This window comes from Flavobacterium sp. SORGH_AS_0622 (assembly GCF_030818825.1).
In the GTDB taxonomy this organism is placed as follows: Bacteria; Bacteroidota; Bacteroidia; order Flavobacteriales; family Flavobacteriaceae; genus Flavobacterium.
In genome coordinates, this window is record NZ_JAUTAX010000001.1 from 107,407 (window position 1) to 123,853 (window position 16,447).

The 16,447-nt window shown below is 33.7% G+C and carries 17 protein-coding genes; 2 read left to right on the top strand and 15 right to left on the bottom strand.

Annotation, left to right across the window (positions count from 1 at the left end; genetic code table 11):
• The 9 genes from QE431_RS00455 to aspS form a co-directional block, all read right to left on the bottom strand.
• Positions 1 to 1,032, bottom strand: coding sequence for a 2Fe-2S iron-sulfur cluster-binding protein (locus tag QE431_RS00455; protein ID WP_281867149.1), 1,032 nt, complete (start codon positions 1,030 to 1,032; stop codon positions 1 to 3).
• 82 nt (positions 1,033 to 1,114) lie between these two features.
• On the bottom strand, positions 1,115 to 2,482 hold the full coding sequence (gene nuoF, locus QE431_RS00460; RefSeq protein ID WP_057115706.1) for an NADH-quinone oxidoreductase subunit NuoF: 1,368 nt from the start codon (positions 2,480 to 2,482) through the stop codon (positions 1,115 to 1,117).
• Between the two features lies 1 nt (position 2,483).
• Complete coding sequence (locus QE431_RS00465; protein ID WP_057115709.1) at positions 2,484 to 3,014, bottom strand: NAD(P)H-dependent oxidoreductase subunit E; 531 nt, start codon at positions 3,012 to 3,014, stop codon at positions 2,484 to 2,486.
• 187 nt (positions 3,015 to 3,201) lie between these two features.
• Positions 3,202 to 4,440, bottom strand: coding sequence for an NADH-quinone oxidoreductase subunit D (locus tag QE431_RS00470; RefSeq protein WP_057115711.1), 1,239 nt, complete (start codon positions 4,438 to 4,440; stop codon positions 3,202 to 3,204).
• A gap of 25 nt (positions 4,441 to 4,465) precedes the next feature.
• Positions 4,466 to 4,987 carry an NADH-quinone oxidoreductase subunit C gene (locus tag QE431_RS00475; protein WP_057115713.1) on the bottom strand — a complete coding sequence of 174 codons (522 nt, stop codon included), beginning with the start codon at positions 4,985 to 4,987 and terminating at the stop codon, positions 4,466 to 4,468.
• Between the two features lies 1 nt (position 4,988).
• Positions 4,989 to 5,537: an NADH-quinone oxidoreductase subunit B gene (locus QE431_RS00480; protein ID WP_035646217.1), complete on the bottom strand. Its 549-nt coding sequence runs from the start codon at positions 5,535 to 5,537 to the stop codon at positions 4,989 to 4,991.
• Between the two features lie 159 nt (positions 5,538 to 5,696).
• On the bottom strand, positions 5,697 to 6,062 hold the full coding sequence (locus tag QE431_RS00485; RefSeq protein WP_057115716.1) for an NADH-quinone oxidoreductase subunit A: 366 nt from the start codon (positions 6,060 to 6,062) through the stop codon (positions 5,697 to 5,699).
• A 243-nt stretch (positions 6,063 to 6,305) separates the two neighbouring features.
• A complete protein-coding gene (locus tag QE431_RS00490; RefSeq protein ID WP_007137066.1) occupies positions 6,306 to 6,500 on the bottom strand; it encodes a cold-shock protein in 195 nt (64 codons plus the stop codon).
• A gap of 301 nt (positions 6,501 to 6,801) precedes the next feature.
• Positions 6,802 to 8,553 carry an aspartate--tRNA ligase gene (gene aspS, locus QE431_RS00495; RefSeq protein WP_307291613.1) on the bottom strand — a complete coding sequence of 584 codons (1,752 nt, stop codon included), beginning with the start codon at positions 8,551 to 8,553 and terminating at the stop codon, positions 6,802 to 6,804.
• 157 nt (positions 8,554 to 8,710) lie between these two features.
• Here aspS and QE431_RS00500 point away from each other — a divergent pair, with 157 nt between their 5' ends.
• Positions 8,711 to 9,706: a TlpA disulfide reductase family protein gene (locus QE431_RS00500; protein ID WP_307291615.1), complete on the top strand. Its 996-nt coding sequence runs from the start codon at positions 8,711 to 8,713 to the stop codon at positions 9,704 to 9,706.
• 221 nt (positions 9,707 to 9,927) lie between these two features.
• On the top strand, positions 9,928 to 10,275 hold the full coding sequence (locus QE431_RS00505) for a toxin-antitoxin system YwqK family antitoxin (protein ID WP_057115722.1): 348 nt from the start codon (positions 9,928 to 9,930) through the stop codon (positions 10,273 to 10,275).
• A 51-nt stretch (positions 10,276 to 10,326) separates the two neighbouring features.
• Here the strand turns inward: QE431_RS00505 and QE431_RS00510 are convergent, their stop codons facing one another.
• The 6 genes from QE431_RS00510 to QE431_RS00535 form a co-directional block, all read right to left on the bottom strand.
• Entirely contained in the window at positions 10,327 to 11,439 is a 1,113-nt protein-coding gene (locus QE431_RS00510) for a PepSY domain-containing protein (protein WP_307291617.1), read from the bottom strand.
• Positions 11,440 to 11,663: 224 nt separating this feature from the next.
• On the bottom strand, positions 11,664 to 13,214 hold the full coding sequence (locus QE431_RS00515) for a PepSY domain-containing protein (RefSeq protein WP_307291618.1): 1,551 nt from the start codon (positions 13,212 to 13,214) through the stop codon (positions 11,664 to 11,666).
• 5 nt (positions 13,215 to 13,219) lie between these two features.
• Entirely contained in the window at positions 13,220 to 13,522 is a 303-nt protein-coding gene (locus QE431_RS00520) for a hypothetical protein (RefSeq protein ID WP_307291619.1), read from the bottom strand.
• A 20-nt stretch (positions 13,523 to 13,542) separates the two neighbouring features.
• A complete protein-coding gene (locus QE431_RS00525; RefSeq protein WP_134138992.1) occupies positions 13,543 to 13,875 on the bottom strand; it encodes a hypothetical protein in 333 nt (110 codons plus the stop codon).
• Positions 13,876 to 13,933: 58 nt separating this feature from the next.
• Positions 13,934 to 15,601, bottom strand: a complete 1,668-nt coding sequence (locus tag QE431_RS00530) for a TonB-dependent siderophore receptor (RefSeq protein ID WP_307291621.1) — start codon at positions 15,599 to 15,601, stop codon at positions 13,934 to 13,936.
• The gene (locus QE431_RS00535; protein ID WP_307291623.1) at positions 15,564 to 16,418 is read right to left on the bottom strand and encodes a carboxypeptidase-like regulatory domain-containing protein; all 855 of its coding nucleotides are present in this window, start codon (positions 16,416 to 16,418) and stop codon (positions 15,564 to 15,566) included. Before QE431_RS00535 ends, QE431_RS00530 begins: the two co-directional genes overlap by 38 nt.
• Positions 16,419 to 16,447 lie beyond the last annotated feature (29 nt).

The following is a 16,447-nucleotide window of genomic DNA, read 5'->3' on the forward strand; positions in this document are numbered from 1 at the left end:
TTAAGAATTTTTGTTGTTAGTGTTTAATGGAATTTCAGCCATACTAATTTTTTTACGGTCAACATCTCTACCCATAAGAATATTCTTTTCAGTATCGATTTGTACTTTTTCTAATTTTTGAGTGTAGTTATTTTGATTGATAACAGAATCTTTTTCAAACTCTCTTGGTCCTTCAATAACCCAGTCGTTTACATCCTTGTGATCAAAACGACAGCTATTGCAAATGAATTCCTCAACTTCATGGTACTCATCTTTACGACCAGTTACACGTTGAATTTCTCCACCAAACATCCAAACAGTAGTTTTACCACAACATCCTGGAGTAGTACATTCTCTATGTGCATTGTAAGGTTTGTTAAACCAAACTCTTGATTTAAAACGGAATGTTTTATCTGTTAAAGCTCCAACCGGACAAACATCGATCATGTTTCCAGAGAACTCATTTGTAATGGCTTTAGAAATACAAGTCGAAATATTAGCATGATCACCACGATCTAATACTCCGTGAACTCTATTGTCTGTCAATTGATCTGCAACTTGCACACATCTTTGGCATAGAATACAACGGTTCATATGAAGTTGAATATTTGGACCAATATCTTCTGGTTCAAATGTTCTTTTTTCTTCAATATAACGTGATTTTGGATTCCCGTGCTCAAAACTTAAGTTTTGAAGATCACATTCTCCAGCCTGATCACAGATAGGGCAGTCTAACGGGTGGTTGATCAATAAAAATTCTGTCACAGATTTACGCGCTTCGGTAACTCTTGCAGAAGATTTACTGTTTACTTCCATTCCGTCCATACATCCTGTTACACAAGATGCCATCAATTTTGGCATTGGTCTTGGGTCAGCCTCACTACCTTTAGAAACTTCAACTAAACAACAACGACATTTTCCACCGCTGCCTTTTAATTTTGAGTAATAGCACATGGCTGGCGGTACCAAATCTCCACCAATCATACGTGCAGCCTGCAGGATCGTTGTTCCTGGCTCTACGTCTATACTTTGACCGTCTATGGTTACTTTCATCTCTATATTTTGTTTTTTTAGTTTCCCGTTTAAAGTTTCAGGTTGAACTTGAAACTAAAAAAACTTGAAACTTGAAACTATTTTAAACTGTTTGTTTGCCTACTAAATGCTTCACTTGTGAAAAAGGTTCAGCAACAAAGTGATCTCTATTTTTGATTTTTTCAGGGAAACGAACATGATATTCAAATTCATCTCTAAAGTGACGAATTGCAGCTGCTACTGGCCAAGAAGCCGCGTCTCCTAAAGGACAAATTGTGTTTCCTTCGATTTTACTTTGAATACTCCACAATAATTCGATATCTTCTTCACGGCCTTGACCGTTTTCGATTCTCCATAAAATTTTCTCCAGCCATCCTGTTCCTTCACGACAAGGTGTACATTGTCCGCAAGATTCGTGGTGGTAAAAACGTGCAAAGTTCCAAGTGTTTCTAACCACACATGCAGTATCGTTATATACAATGAATCCTCCAGAACCTAACATAGATCCAGTTGCAAAGCCACCATCACTTAAAGATTCGTAAGTCATTAAACGATCTTCACCGTTTGCTGTTTTGAAAATCAAATCTGCTGGTAAAATTGGTACAGATGAACCTCCAGGTACAAATGCTTTTAATGGACGGCTAGAAGACATTCCTCCTAAATATTCATCAGAATTCATGAATTCGTCTACACTTAAACCTAATTCAATTTCGTAAACTCCAGGATTTTTGATGTGTCCAGAAGCAGAAATTAATTTAGTTCCTGTAGAACGACCGATTCCAATTTTAGCATAATCATCACCAGAATTGTTTACAATCCATGGCACAGTTGCAATAGTTTCAACATTGTTTACCACTGTTGGATTTGCCCAAAGTCCTGAAACTGCTGGGAAAGGCGGTTTAATACGAGGATTTCCTCTTTTACCTTCTAAAGACTCAATAAGTGCAGTTTCTTCTCCGCAGATATAAGCTCCAGCTCCACAGTGAACGTGAAGTTCAAGATCGTAACCTGAACCTAATATATTTTTTCCTAACCAGCCTGCAGCTTTAGCCTCGGCGATTGCTCTTTCTAAAATTTTGAAAACCCACATATATTCTCCACGAATGTAGATATAGGAAAGGTTAGCTCCCAATGCGTAGCTTGAAGTAATCATTCCCTCGATCAATAAGTGAGGAATATATTCCATCAAAAAGCGATCTTTAAAAGTTCCAGGTTCAGATTCGTCAGCATTACAAACTAAATGTCTTGGTCTTCCTGATTTTTTATCAATAAAGCTCCATTTCATTCCAGCTGGGAAACCCGCACCACCGCGGCCGCGAAGACCCGATTTTTTTACTTCTTCAGTAACTTCGTCTGGTGTTAACGTTTTTAAAGCTTTTTCTACAGAAGCATAACCACCATTTTGGCGATATACTTCGTAGGTTTTAATTCCAGGAATATTGATTTTATCTAATAATATTTTTTGTGACATCTTATTTATCGTGTAATATTATTTTATCATCTCTACAATCAGCAATAATCTGATCGATTTTTTCTTCTGTCAATTTCTCTTTGTAGAAATCACCTAACTGCATCATTGGAGCATATCCGCAGGCACCTAAACATTCTACACCAGCAATGGTAAACATTCCGTCTGGAGTTGTTTCTCCCATTTTAATGCCTAATTTTTCAGAAGTATAATCCATTAAATCTTCGGCACCACGCAGGCAGCAGCAAGAAGTCTGGCAAAACTCAAACATATACTTACCAATTGGCTTTTGGTTGAACATGGTGTAAAAAGTAACCACTTCATAAACTTCAATCGGTTTTATCTGAAGAATTTCAGCAACCTTATCTTGAAGTTCAATACTAAGCCAGTTGTTGTGTGCATCCTGAACTTCGTGCAAAACAGGCAGTAAAGCCGATTTTTGTTTGCCCTCAGGATAATGACTGATCAATTCATTGATGCGGTTCATCAATGCTTCGGTCATGTTTATTTCTTGTTTGTAATGTTTACGTTCCATTTTTAATTTTAGATTTCAGATTTTAGATTTTAGATTTTTTCAATCTTTCTCTACAATCCATGATTCTTCAATCATTGTTTAAGTTTTAGATTCTTCAATCTGAATTTTTCAATTCCTAATTATAATTTTAAATCTAAATTCTAAATGCATTCTCAATCAGCAATCTAAAATCTAAATTCTACAATTTTTAGGCATCTAATTCACCTGCAATTACATTTAAACTTGATAAAATAACAATTGCATCAGAAAGTAAAGCACCTTTGATCATTTCTGGATATGCTTGGTAATAAATAAAGCATGGTCTTCTGAAATGTAATCTATATGGAGTTCTACTTCCGTCTGTAACTAAATAAAATCCGATTTCTCCGTTTCCTCCTTCAACTGGGTGGTAAATTTCTGCAACTGGTACAGGAACTTCTCCCATTACAATCTTAAAGTGATAAATTAAAGATTCCATAGAAGTGTAAACATCTTCTTTTGGAGGAAGGTAGTAATCTGGAACTTCAGCATGATATTCGTTTCCTGGAGGCATTTTTTCTAACGCCTGACGAATAATGCTTAAACTTTCCCAAACTTCAGCATTACGCACACAGAAACGATCATAAGTATCTCCTGATTTTCCAACAGGAACAATAAAATCGAAATCTTCGTAAGATGAGTAAGGCTGTGCAACACGAACATCATAATCAACACCCGCAGCACGCAAGTTTGGACCTGTAAATCCGTAAGCCATTGCTTGTTCAGCAGAAATTGCGCCTACATTTACAGTTCTATCAAGGAAAATTCTATTTCTTTCAAATAAGTTTTCGAATTCTTTCCAAGCAATTGGAAATTCTTCAAGGAAAGTATCTAGTTTTTTGAAAGCTTCTGGAGACCAGTCTCTTTCAAAACCACCAATTCTTCCCATATTTGTAGTTAAACGAGCTCCACAAATTTCTTCGTAGATTTCGTAGATTTTTTCTCTAAATTGAAAAACGTATAAGAAACCAGTATACGCACCAGTATCTACACCCAAAATCGAGTTACAGATTAAGTGGTCTGTAATACGAGCCAATTCCATTACGATAACTCTTAAGTACTGTGCTCTTTTAGGAACTTCAATACCTAATAATTTTTCTAAAGTCATCCACCATCCCATATTGTTAATAGGAGAGGAGCAATAGTTCATACGGTCTGTAAGAGGTGTAATTTGATAAAAAGGACGATTTTCGGCGATTTTTTCGAAAGCTCTGTGGATGTAACCAATAGTTGGTTCAGCCTCAAGAATTCTTTCCCCATCCATCAACAGTATATTTTGAAAAATACCGTGTGTTGCAGGGTGTGTCGGACCTAAATTCAGAACTGAAAGTTCACTTCCGTCTTCATTTAGTTTCTCCTTAATTATTTTAGCATAACGATGCTCTGGTGGTAATAATAGTTCTGACATTTTATAATGTTGAATTATTTATTTTTTAGCAATTTGTTGTTGTTCTTCCAAAGAATCTGTCGTCTTTATCAGTTCTTCCGCTGTCTTCCATTGGGAATTCTTTTCTCATTGGGAAAGACACCATTTCGTCCATATTCAAAATACGTTTCAATTGCGGGTGACCAATAAAATTGATACCAAAGAAATCGTATGTTTCTCTTTCCATCCAGTTTGAACTTAAAAAGATATTTGAAATTGATTTGATTTCTGGTTTTTCACCATTTAGAAAAACTTTGATCTTTAATCTTTTGTTTTCGTACCAATTGTGCAGGTGATATACAACTGCAAATTGACGTTCTGCTTCATTGTCTGGGTAATGAATACCACATAAATCAGTTAAGAAATGAAAACGTAATTCTGGATCGTTTTTAAGGAATAAAATCAACGCTGTAATTTTATCAGCCGAAGCTTCTAAAGAAAAAATATCTCTTTCTTGTTGAAAGTTAAAAACATCGTTATTAAATGTTTCTGTAAGTTTATCTTGAATCTGGGTATTTTCTAAAGCCATCTTATGAGATATTATATGAAGCTAATAATTCTTGGTATTCTGGTGAGCTTCTGCGTCTCACAGATTCGCTTTTTACCAATTCTTGAAGTCTCATTACTCCATCTACGATTTGTTCTGGTCTTGGTGGGCATCCTGGTACATAAACATCAACAGGGATTACTTTGTCAATTCCTTGAAGAACAGAATAAGTATCAAATATTCCTCCTGATGAAGCACATGCTCCAACTGCAATTACCCAGCGAGGTTCTGACATCTGCTCGTATACTTGTCTTAAGATAGGTGCCATTTTTTTTGAAATAGTCCCCATTACTAATAACATATCTGCTTGACGTGGAGAAAAACTCACACGCTCAGATCCAAATCGTGCCAAATCGTAATGTGAAGCCATTGTTGCCATAAACTCAATTCCGCAGCAAGATGTTGCAAAAGGTAAAGGCCAAAGAGAATTCGCGCGTGCCAAACCAACAACATCATTAAGTTTTGTAGCGAAGAAACCTTCTCCTACAACTCCTTCCGGTGGCGCAACCATATTTACTTTTGAATCGCTCATTTTATTTTAGATTTTAGATTTTAGATTTTAGATTTTTTCAAATCTTAGTCTATGATCTATATTTTTAAAATCATTATTGTATTTTGAGAAATTAAGCTTTCAAATCTAAAATTCTAAATCAAAACAATCTAAAATCAAAAATCTGAAATCTAAATTTTCTTATTCCCACTCTAGTGCTTTCTTTTTGATGATATAAAAGAAACCAACTAAAAGTAATGACATGAAAACTAACATTTTCAGCATTCCTTCAATTCCTAAATCTTTGAAGTTTACCGCCCAAGGATAAAGGAAAATTACCTCTACGTCGAACAATACAAATAAAATGGCAACTAGGAAATATTTAACAGAAAACGGAATACGGGCATTACCAACAGATTCGACACCGCATTCGAAGTTTTTATCTTTAACTTCAGAGGTTCTTCTTGGTCCTAATTTTCCAGAAATAATGATTGTTCCTACTACAAAACCAACAGCTAGAATAAACTGCATTAAAATAGGAATGTAACTGTATTGATCAGATTGCATAAACTTCGATTTTTTACTTAAAAAATGAGCCACAAAGATAACTTTCAACTCTGTAAAACACAAGCTAAAAAAGGTTTTAAGTGAGGTGCGAAATAGCGTTTATGCCTAATTTTTATTGATTATAAATAACAGGGCGTTATTTTAATATTATTTTAAGAAAAGAGCAAAAAAAAACGTCTCGATATTAATCGAAACGTTTTCTAGACCATTCAGAGGCAAAAAAAATAAATTGCTATATTTTTCTTAGATTACTGCTACTTTAGCAGCAACTTTCCCTTTTCTTCCTTCTTCTTCTTCATAGCTTACACGGTCTCCTTCGCGTAATTCTTCCGCGTTAATTCCTGAAGCGTGAACGAAGATATCCTTTCCTGTTTCTTCGTCTGTAATGAATCCATAACCTTTAGATTCATTGAAAAATTTTACTGTACCTGTACGCATTGTAATTGTAATAATAATTTATAATAAAGCAAATGTAACATATAAATTCATACAAAAGACACTAAGGTGTTAATTTTTTGTAAAAATTATTGATTTCCAGTGTTTTTACGTAGTTTATTGCATCAAATTTTATATGAAATACCATAATTTGAGAATCATTTATTGTAGGAATATAAAAACAAGCCATTTGTAAGAATTTCATATTTCGAAAAATGATTATTTTAAGATTATTTTGATGTTTTCATATAAAAAAAGCGCCTGAAAATTTTTCAGGCGCTTTTAGGTATTTAATTTCTATAATTTAGATAGAATCGATTTTAATATGTAATTCTTTCAATTGTGCATCGTCAATTGCTGCAGGTGCATCAATCATAACATCACGTCCAGAATTGTTTTTAGGGAAAGCAATAAAATCTCTAATAGTTTCCTGACCTCCTAAAATAGCAACTAATCTATCCAATCCAAAAGCTAAACCACCGTGAGGAGGTGCTCCGAATTGGAAAGCGTCCATTAAGAAACCAAATTGCGCTTTTGCTTCTTCTTCGGTAAACCCTAAATATTTAAACATTAACTGCTGCGTAGCTTTATCGTGAATACGAATAGATCCTCCGCCAATTTCGTTTCCGTTTAAAACCATATCATAAGCATTTGCACGAACTTTTCCTGGTTCTGTTTCCAGTAAAGCCATATCTTCTGGTTTAGGAGAAGTAAATGGATGGTGCATAGCATGATAACGTCCGCTTTCTTCGTCTAATTCTAATAATGGAAAATCTACAACCCATAGTGGTGCAAATTCTTCTGGTTTACGCAATCCCAAACGAGTTGCTAATTCCATACGAAGTGCAGAAAGCTGTGCACGTGTTTTGTTTGCAGGACCAGAAAGTACAAAAATCATATCTCCAGGGTTTGCTTCTGTAGCTTTTGCCCAGTTTGTCAAATCATCTTGGTCGTAGAATTTGTCTACAGATGATTTAAACGTTCCGTCTTCGTTGCATTTTACATACACCATTCCTGATGCTCCAACTTGCGGACGCTTTACCCAGTCAATTAATCCGTCAATTTCTTTACGAGTATAATTTCCTGCTCCAGGAACTGCAATTCCGACAACTAATTCGGCACTATTAAAAACTGGAAATTCTTTATGCTGTGCAAATTCGTTTAATTCGCCAAACTTCATTCCGAAACGGATGTCTGGTTTATCATTTCCGTATGTTTTCATGGCATAGTCGTAAGTAATTCTAGGGAATTTATCTACTTCAATACCTTTAATTTCTTTTAATAAATGTCTTGTCAAGCCTTCAAAAACATTCAAAATGTCTTCTTGTTCTACAAATGCCATTTCGCAGTCGATTTGCGTAAATTCCGGCTGACGGTCTGCGCGTAAATCTTCATCACGGAAACATTTCACGATTTGGAAATATTTATCCATTCCTCCAACCATCAAAAGTTGTTTGAAAGTTTGTGGCGATTGAGGCAAAGCATAAAACTGACCTTCGTTCATACGGCTTGGTACAACGAAATCTCTTGCTCCTTCTGGAGTAGATTTAATTAAATAAGGAGTCTCTACTTCGCAGAAATCTAAATCTGATAAGTATTTACGAACTTCCATTGCCACTTTGTGACGGAATAATAAACTGTTTTTTACAGGATTTCTTCTGATATCTAAATAGCGATACTTCATTCTAATATCTTCTCCACCGTCAGTTTCATCTTCAATTGTAAATGGAGGAGTTAAAGCAGTATTTAAAATCGTTAGTTCAGAAACTAAAATTTCGATTTCACCAGTTGGAATGTTTTTGTTTTTAGCTTCACGCTCAATTACAGTTCCTTTTACTTGAATAACAAATTCTCTTCCTAGAGTTTTAGCCAATTCAAAAACTGTTTTATCGGTACGGCTTTCATCAAAAATAAGTTGTGTAATTCCGTAACGGTCACGTAAGTCAACCCAATTCATAAATCCTTTATCGCGTGACTTTTGTACCCAGCCCGCTAGAGTAACTTCCGTATTAATATTTGAGGCATTTAGTTCGCCGCAATTATGACTTCTATACATGATGCAAATTTTAGACTGCAAAAGTAAACACAAAATTCAAATTAATATAGTAAAGTGATAAGTTGATGTAGAATAATTTTAAATATTTTGTTAATTCTTAAATCACGAAGCTTTAAATTCTTTAGTTTTGAATCATTAAAAACAAATTTAAATACCTATGAAAAAACTTTTTGTTGCAGGGTTGGTAATTTTTAATGCTTTGAATGTTATTGGTCAAAGTAAAAATTCGATTAAGTTCACGGCTAAAATATCAAATAGAAACAGTGACACTTTAGTTATTAAAGGAAAAGATAATTTTAAGCAAGTAATTCCAATCAATAAAAAAGAGGTTTTTACTGCAGCTTTTGATGCTCCAAAAGGATTTTATATGTTTTCTGATGGAACAGAATCTTCAAATTTATATTTAAAACCAAATTCTGAAGTTAATCTGACCATGAACGCTAAAGAATTTGATGAGACTATTGTATATAAAGGTAAAGGTGTAGATGAAAGTAACTTTTTGGCGCAGCAAGCTTTAAAAGATGAAAACTTTCAGAAAGATGCTTTTTCTAAAGAATCAGGGGAATTTACAGCATTACTTGATGCTAAATTAAAAGCAGATACAGAAAGTCTTGAAAAAGGAAATTTTGACCCAGAATTTAAAACAGCACTAAAACGTAGTTTTGACGGTTTCCACCAATATGCTGCTGAAGAATATGAAAGAGCTGCAAAAGCTAATAAAATGGTTGGAAAAGCTTCTCCAGATTTTAATTACGACAACTTTAAAGGCGGAAAAACAAAACTGTCTGACTTAAAAGGGAAATATGTTTACATCGACCTTTGGGCAACTTGGTGCGCGCCTTGTAGAGCTGAAATTCCGTATCTTCAAAGGATTGAGGAAAAATATCACGGGAAAAACATTGAATTTGTAAGTATCTCTATTGATAAATTGAAAGACAACGAAAAATGGAAAAAATTTGTAACAGATAAACATCTGGGAGGAACACAGCTTTTTGCAGATAAAGACTGGGAATCTGAGTTTGTCGTTAATTATGGTGTAACTGGAATTCCGAGATTTATCTTAATTGATCCACAAGGAAATGTTGTGAAGTCTGAAGCGCCTAGACCATCTGATCCTGAACTTGATAAACAGCTAAGTGCATTATTGAACTAAATTATTTACGAAATTTATAACGTTATCGTAAATTAGAGTTTTTTCTAAAATACCAGTAAAACCAGTGCTTGAGCGCTGGTTTTTTTATTGTTAATACTTTTCCAATGTTAAGTTTTTATTCAATGTTACCAAATTGTTAAGCAAAAGTTTGTTTAATGTAAAGTATTAACTATATTTGATAACAATTTGATAACATTCAATAACATTTAATACCTAAAGATATGAAAAAGTGTGTGATTTTAGCGGCTGTGTTATTCTCTGGAATTCTAACAGCACAAGAAACAAAACCTGAATTGGAAGCTGTTGGAAATAAAGTAAAAGCTACTTACTATTATGACAATGGAAAAATACAGCAGGAAGGCTTTTTTAAAGATGGAAAATTGGACGGTGTTTGGGTATCTTATGATGAAAACGGAAATAAAACTGTAGTAGGTGAATATGCAGATGGATTAAAAACTGGAAAATGGATGTTTTTCAATGAAAAAAATCTTTCTGAAGTAGCTTATGTAGATAGTAAAGTTAGTTCTGTTAAGAATTTACAGAAAAACCCTGTAGCCAATAGAAATTAATTAAAAAGATTTATTGAGATAAATAAAACCGTTCTTTTCAGAGCGGTTTTTTTATGCCTTAGATTTTTTTCTTTTGTATTTTCTTCCATACCAAATTACAAATCCACTTACAGGAAGTGCAGCTGCAAATAAACTTGCTATAAAAGCAATAATTTTTCCAGGTAAATCTAAAATTTGGCCTGTGTGAATTCCGTAATTCATTTCGACAATCTGTAAGCCCAGAGTTTTGTTTTCAAAAGGTTGTTTTTCAATTAATTTCCCATCATTTGGATGAAAGTAATAATTGCTTTGATGATCGTATCTTAACGTGTGCGGATAAGCGCCTGTACTAATAATATCTCCTTTTTGCTGCGGGATTAATACAAAAAACATTTCGGCATCTGGCTGTAGTTTTGTGGTTTGAAGATATGCACGGTCTATTGCTGTAATTGAATTGGTTTTTAATTGAGTTGTGTCAATTACAGGAAGTTTTGTTTCGAGTATTTTGTCGCCGCCAAAATTAAATGTTTTGTAAATTCCGTCGCCAACCCATTCATAAGTAAAGGTAAGTCCGGTAATGGCTAAAATTAATGCTATAATCAAAATGTAAAAACCAGAAGTATTATGCCAGTCGTAATTTACCCGACGCCATTTTGCAGACCATTTTACCGTAAGACTTCTTTTAAGGTCAGACCTCTTTTTAGGCCACCATTGGATAAGTCCAGAAATTAATAACAGAATAAAAATAATGGTCGCGCCGCCAATAATATGTTTTCCAATATAATCGGGAAGGAGTAAATACAAATGAATGTATTCAACAATAATAAAAAAATCTGTTTCTGGATTTTCGGTTTTTAAATATTTACCTGTGTAAGGATTGAAATAGAGGTATAAATTTTCAGTTTCAGAATAAGTATAAACAATCGCTGAACGGTTTTTGCCGTAATAAGAAACCATGCTCGTTTTATTCTTCGGAACAATCTCTTTTGCTTTTTTTTCTAAAACAGAAGGCAGTATAAATGGTTTGTTTTGAGGTTCAACCAATCGCCATTCTTTTCTTGTAACATCTTTTATTTCATCATGAAAGCAAAAAATACAGCCTGTAATACTGATTATAAAAACAATAAGCCCAGAAATTAATCCGAGCCATTTATGCAGAAAACGTATTTTGGTTTTGAATCCCATTTTTGATTAAAAGCGTAAAAGTAGGCTCAAAACTTATATGGGACAAATTATTGTAGATTATTTTATTTGTTATGGATGTTTATGCAAAAGATTTAGATAGCGCAAAGACGCTAAGGCACAAAGTTTTTTTGCGCGGATTCTACAGATCTAAGCAGATTTTTGTTTTGTTCACTTTAATTAAAAAAAAACTATAATTCTTATAATCTGTGGCAAAAAAAAAATAATTAAGCAACCGCTTTTTTAGATTTTAAATGGTAGGCAACGTATAATGAAATCGAAGCCAGGAAAATCCAGAAAACATCAATAAAGAAAATTTGAATTTTGTTGTTTAAGAAAGATGTCCAAAACCAATCTCCTGAAACAATTCCGTTTGTAATTGGAATTAAAAATCCTAAAACACTTCCTGAAATTAAACAGAATTTATTGGTAAAAGCATCGTTCTTTTTAATGATAAAGAAGATTGCAAGCAACAACCACCCGCCAAAATAAAGTGTAAACAGGTTGGATTGGCTTAAAGGATAGAAAATTTTACTTCCGATAAAAGCCAAAGCAGTAATTGGATACATGCTCAAACAAATTGCCAGATAAATGCGAACAACAGCTGCGTTGAAACGTCTTTTCTTTTCAGGCATATTATTTTTCTGTCTTGCAACCAGCCAAATCATAACTCCAGAGATAATTACAAAACAGGTAATGATTCCTAAAATAAAGCTCACGATTTTTAAAGCATATCCGCCATAATCACCAAAGTGAATGCGGTATAAAACATTTTTTACAACATCTAAGTAACTCGTTTGAGAGATCGGATCTTTTTTAGCAATTTCTTTTTCATCAGCAATTCGGTAAATGACCTTTCCAATTCCAGTAAATTTTTTGTGACTTAAAAGTTCTCCTTCAACTAAAACATGCATGTTCGCATCGCCGTAATTTTGGATAAAAACGCGTGTGATTTCAAAATCAGACCAATTCTTTTTTGTTTTTGCAACCAGTTCATCAATGTTAAAAGGAGTTGCTAGTTTCTTATTTTCAAATTTATAATCAGGATCTTTATATTCTAATTCTTTATACAATTTATCTTGATCGCCATTATATAGAGCCATTACTGCGGGAGCTACGATCAAAAGTTTGATCATAAAAAAAGCACCTGTAACTGCATATACGAATTGAAATGGTAAACCAATCATTCCAAGCGCCGTGTGAGCATCTGTCCAAAGTGTTTTTAATTTTTCTTTTGGGCGGAAAATATAAAAGTTAGATACAATTTTTTTCCAATGAAGCAATACTCCTGTCACAATCGCAAATAAGAAAAATAAAGCCGTAAAACCAGATAAATAATACCCAATAGGGTACGGAATTTGGGCAAAGAAATGCAGGCGATATAAAAGTTCTCCTAAAGAATATGATTCTTCGTAAGTGAAAGATTTAAAATTTTTAGGATTGAGATAGAAAAACTGTCCTTCTTTTTGTTTCGCTGGAGCCAAAGTATCTTTGGTTCCTTCCATATAAATAGCTACTCTCTCCTCTGTAGAAGGCTTAGAGATCGTAATATTTCTGCCATGCAAAATATATTTTTTATCAAGATGCTGCAGGGCTTTATTGTAGTCTAGCTGAATTTCTTTTGTAATTGCTGTAGATTCACTTCTTTCCCAATTGATGATGTCATCTCTAAAAAAAGAAAAAGATCCAGCAAAGAAAATAACAAAAAGCACTACACTGATAACGATTCCGCTGACAGTATGTGTATGAAAATAGATATTGTAATGACGGTTGTTCATAAATATTATTTTGCCGTATGGTTATAAGTTTGACCCAGATAAATAAAAAGACAAAAAAGTAAAGTCAGCAGGATGTAAATTCCCCAGATTTTCCAGCCGCTTTTGGCTAAAAATGCAATTACCATTAAAGCAACCCAAAGAATAAAACCAGTAAAAGCCATTGTTATTAAAACATCTGCACGACTAAACCAAGCAGCAAGAGCTAAATGAAACGTAACAGAAACAAAGTATCCTCCTAAAATAGCAGCAGTAATTTTGGTAAAACGAGGCCAAAAAGAAGGGTTTAGATATTTTGGATTTGCTGGCATATTTTAATTTAATGAGGTTTCTAATTATAATAAAGTTCTAGTAATGCAACTATAATCAAGATTGCTAGAAGTGCTTTACTGTTTACTTTTTTTAATGGTGTAAGTATGATGATTAAACTTCCAACTGTCATTAGCTGAACAAAAAACATCAAAGTACCACAGCCTAAAGACTGAGTAAAAAGCCACATCAAATAAGCAGATAATAAAAGAGCTAGGCCGATGATTTTTGTCTGTTTTGGATTTTTCTGCATCCATTTTTCAAAACCTAAATCATAAGACAAAACCGCTCTTTTTGAAGTATAATAAAGCGTATAAAAAGCTAGAAAAACGATAAGGCTGGCAATTGTTATCATAATCTTAGAAATTTAAAAACCACCTTTCTCTTGCAAGAAAGGTGGTTGAATGTTTTTATTAAAATCTGTATGAGAAGTTTGCTGCAACAGTTCTCATATTTCTTGGATGAATTGTAGACCAACCATCGTAAGTGTCAACATTAGTAATATTGTCTAATTTTAATGTCAAGGTATATTTTTCAGTTCCGTAGAATACTGATGAATTTAAAACTGTATAAGAAGGTAATGCAAACTGACCTATAACATTTCTGTTCATGATTAAGTTTTTATCAGCATAGTTTCCTCCAAAACCTAAACCAAAACCTTGTAAATCTCCTTGAGGGAATTTATAACTTGCCCAAAAATTTGCTAAATTTCTTGGTCCAGAACTTTCTGGTCTTTGTCCTACAAATGATGGATCTCCAGCGTTTAAGATAGCATCAACATAACTGTAACCAGCAACGATGTTTAAACCAGCAACTGGATTTGCCACGAATTCTGCTTCAAAACCTTTGTTTCTTTGTGCTCCATCTTGGAAAGCTGTTTGAGTTGTTGCACCGTAAATTACGTAAACTTGATCTTTTACTTGAATGTCATAGTAGCTGAATGTTGCGTAAAGTTTATCTTGAAACACGTTTAATTTTGTTCCAATTTCGAATTGGTTAGCATGCTCTGGTTTAAAAGTTCTTGGACGTGTAGATCCGTCAGCTAAAATTTCTGTTACTGGAGCAGAATTAGCGAAACCATCCATATAGTTTGCAAAAATCGAAACTTTATCAAGAATTGGCTGGTACACTAAACCAAATTTAGGAGAAAAAGAAGTTTGATTAAAATCATCATCTTTTGTAGCCACATTTCCAGCAGTAATAAAACGGTCCACGCGTAAACTTGCCATTGCAGACAAAGCAGGAGTAAAGTTAAATACATCAGAAACATAAGCACTGTAAACTTCTTGCTTTGTTCTATTCATGCTAATTCCTGCATTAGCGATAAGAGCGTCAGTTCCTGCTTTAGTTAGATTTCCATTATCTCCATTTGTAATATATTTAGCGGGGTCTGTAATTTGGTATAAATACTGATTTACAGTTGCTACATCTAGATTACCAATGTAAATATTACCATTTGTTACATAATTTGAACTATTGTCAATTAATCCTCTATTAAAGTAATCCAAACCAGCAACGATTCTGTTTCTCATGTTTCCAATTTTGAAATCGCCAATGAAGTTTTGCTGAATGTCAGTCGTAAGTGTTGTTGAATTTTGGTAATTCATATAACGTGATAAAACAATTCCTTCACTTATCTCATCAGGAGCATATTGCGTGCCTTCGTAGATGTAAGAATAGTATCCTTCAGATGACGATGAACCTCTTGAAACTACAGTCTGCGAAGTCCATTGATCATTAAATTTGTACATCATTTGACCTTGTAAGTTGTATGATGGTGTTTCAATTGCAAGTTCATTACTAGTGTAAGAACGTTTATTATCATAACCTAATTCATCCATATTATGAACTCTCAATACAGCACCTCTATCTAAAAATAACATAGTAGGGTTAGTCTGTTTGTTGTTCATAAATTCTGTATTGATGAAAAACGAAAGTTTGTCACTAACTTGGTATGATAATGATGGTGCAAAAAAGAATGATTTTTTGAATCCTGCATCTTGAAAACTATTTTCTGTGTGGTAAGCTGTATTTACACGGAAATTAATTTTGTGCTCGTCGTCTACTGGGAGTATTAACATCTGCAGTAACTCTGTTTAAACCATTACTTCCAGCAGTATAACTAACCTCTCCACCAAAATGATCGTAAGGTTTTTTTGTAGTTAAGTTAATTAAACCTCCGTAAGAGATTAAACTGCTTCCAAATAAAGTTCCAGATGGTCCTTTGATTACTTCAATTTTATCAATGTTTGCAGGATCTAAACCTCCGTTTGATAATCCTGGTAATCCATTAATCATAGTTGGCTGTACAGCAAATCCTCTTAACGAAAAATATCCTGCACCGTCACCTCCACGACCCGTAGAGGCCCAAAGCGGTGTTAATCCTGGAGCATTTTTTAAAGCGTCATCAATATTTGTAACAACTTGCTCTTTTAAAAGTTCGCTTGTAATTGTAGTATATACTTGTGGGTTTTCAAGATTTTTAAGAGGTAATCTTGAAACTTGTTGTGTTTCTTTACGAGCAAATGTGTTTTTTTTAGCATTTCCATTTAAAACAATTTCATCTAATTGTTCTGAATTTGAGCTAATAATAAAATCCTCAACTAAATCATCACCGTTATTTAAGGTAATACTTTTTTCTTTTGATGAGTACCCGACAGCAGAAACTCTAATTACGTAGTTTCCTGGTTTAAGATTTTTAATTTCATAAAAACCATTGCTATCTGTATTGGTTCCTATTTTGGTTCCTTTTAATGATACCGAAACATTATCAGCAGCTTCATCATTGGATAAACTAATTTGACCTTTAATAGTTGCTTTTTCCTGTGCAGAAGCTATTGTGCCCGCTAATAAGAAAAAACAAAAACTCAAAAAAGAAATTGTAAATTTAGATTTCATTTTTATTTAGAATTGATTTTAATAGCGCA

Coding starts and splice junctions, on each gene's coding strand:
- QE431_RS00455 (WP_281867149.1), bottom strand. CDS start 1,032: ATGAAAGTAACCATAGACGGTCAAAGTATAGACGTAGAGCCAGGAACA.
- nuoF (WP_057115706.1), bottom strand. CDS start 2,482: ATGTCACAAAAAATATTATTAGATAAAATCAATATTCCTGGAATTAAA.
- QE431_RS00465 (WP_057115709.1), bottom strand. CDS start 3,014: ATGGAACGTAAACATTACAAACAAGAAATAAACATGACCGAAGCATTG.
- QE431_RS00470 (WP_057115711.1), bottom strand. CDS start 4,440: ATGTCAGAACTATTATTACCACCAGAGCATCGTTATGCTAAAATAATT.
- QE431_RS00475 (WP_057115713.1), bottom strand. CDS start 4,987: ATGGCTTTAGAAAATACCCAGATTCAAGATAAACTTACAGAAACATTT.
- QE431_RS00480 (WP_035646217.1), bottom strand. CDS start 5,537: ATGAGCGATTCAAAAGTAAATATGGTTGCGCCACCGGAAGGAGTTGTA.
- QE431_RS00485 (WP_057115716.1), bottom strand. CDS start 6,062: ATGCAATCTGATCAATACAGTTACATTCCTATTTTAATGCAGTTTATT.
- QE431_RS00490 (WP_007137066.1), bottom strand. CDS start 6,500: ATGCGTACAGGTACAGTAAAATTTTTCAATGAATCTAAAGGTTATGGA.
- aspS (WP_307291613.1), bottom strand. CDS start 8,553: ATGTATAGAAGTCATAATTGCGGCGAACTAAATGCCTCAAATATTAAT.
- QE431_RS00500 (WP_307291615.1), top strand. CDS start 8,711: ATGAAAAAACTTTTTGTTGCAGGGTTGGTAATTTTTAATGCTTTGAAT.
- QE431_RS00505 (WP_057115722.1), top strand. CDS start 9,928: ATGAAAAAGTGTGTGATTTTAGCGGCTGTGTTATTCTCTGGAATTCTA.
- QE431_RS00510 (WP_307291617.1), bottom strand. CDS start 11,439: ATGGGATTCAAAACCAAAATACGTTTTCTGCATAAATGGCTCGGATTA.
- QE431_RS00515 (WP_307291618.1), bottom strand. CDS start 13,214: ATGAACAACCGTCATTACAATATCTATTTTCATACACATACTGTCAGC.
- QE431_RS00520 (WP_307291619.1), bottom strand. CDS start 13,522: ATGCCAGCAAATCCAAAATATCTAAACCCTTCTTTTTGGCCTCGTTTT.
- QE431_RS00525 (WP_134138992.1), bottom strand. CDS start 13,875: ATGATAACAATTGCCAGCCTTATCGTTTTTCTAGCTTTTTATACGCTT.
- QE431_RS00530 (WP_307291621.1), bottom strand. CDS start 15,601: ATGTTAATACTCCCAGTAGACGACGAGCACAAAATTAATTTCCGTGTA.
- QE431_RS00535 (WP_307291623.1), bottom strand. CDS start 16,418: ATGAAATCTAAATTTACAATTTCTTTTTTGAGTTTTTGTTTTTTCTTA.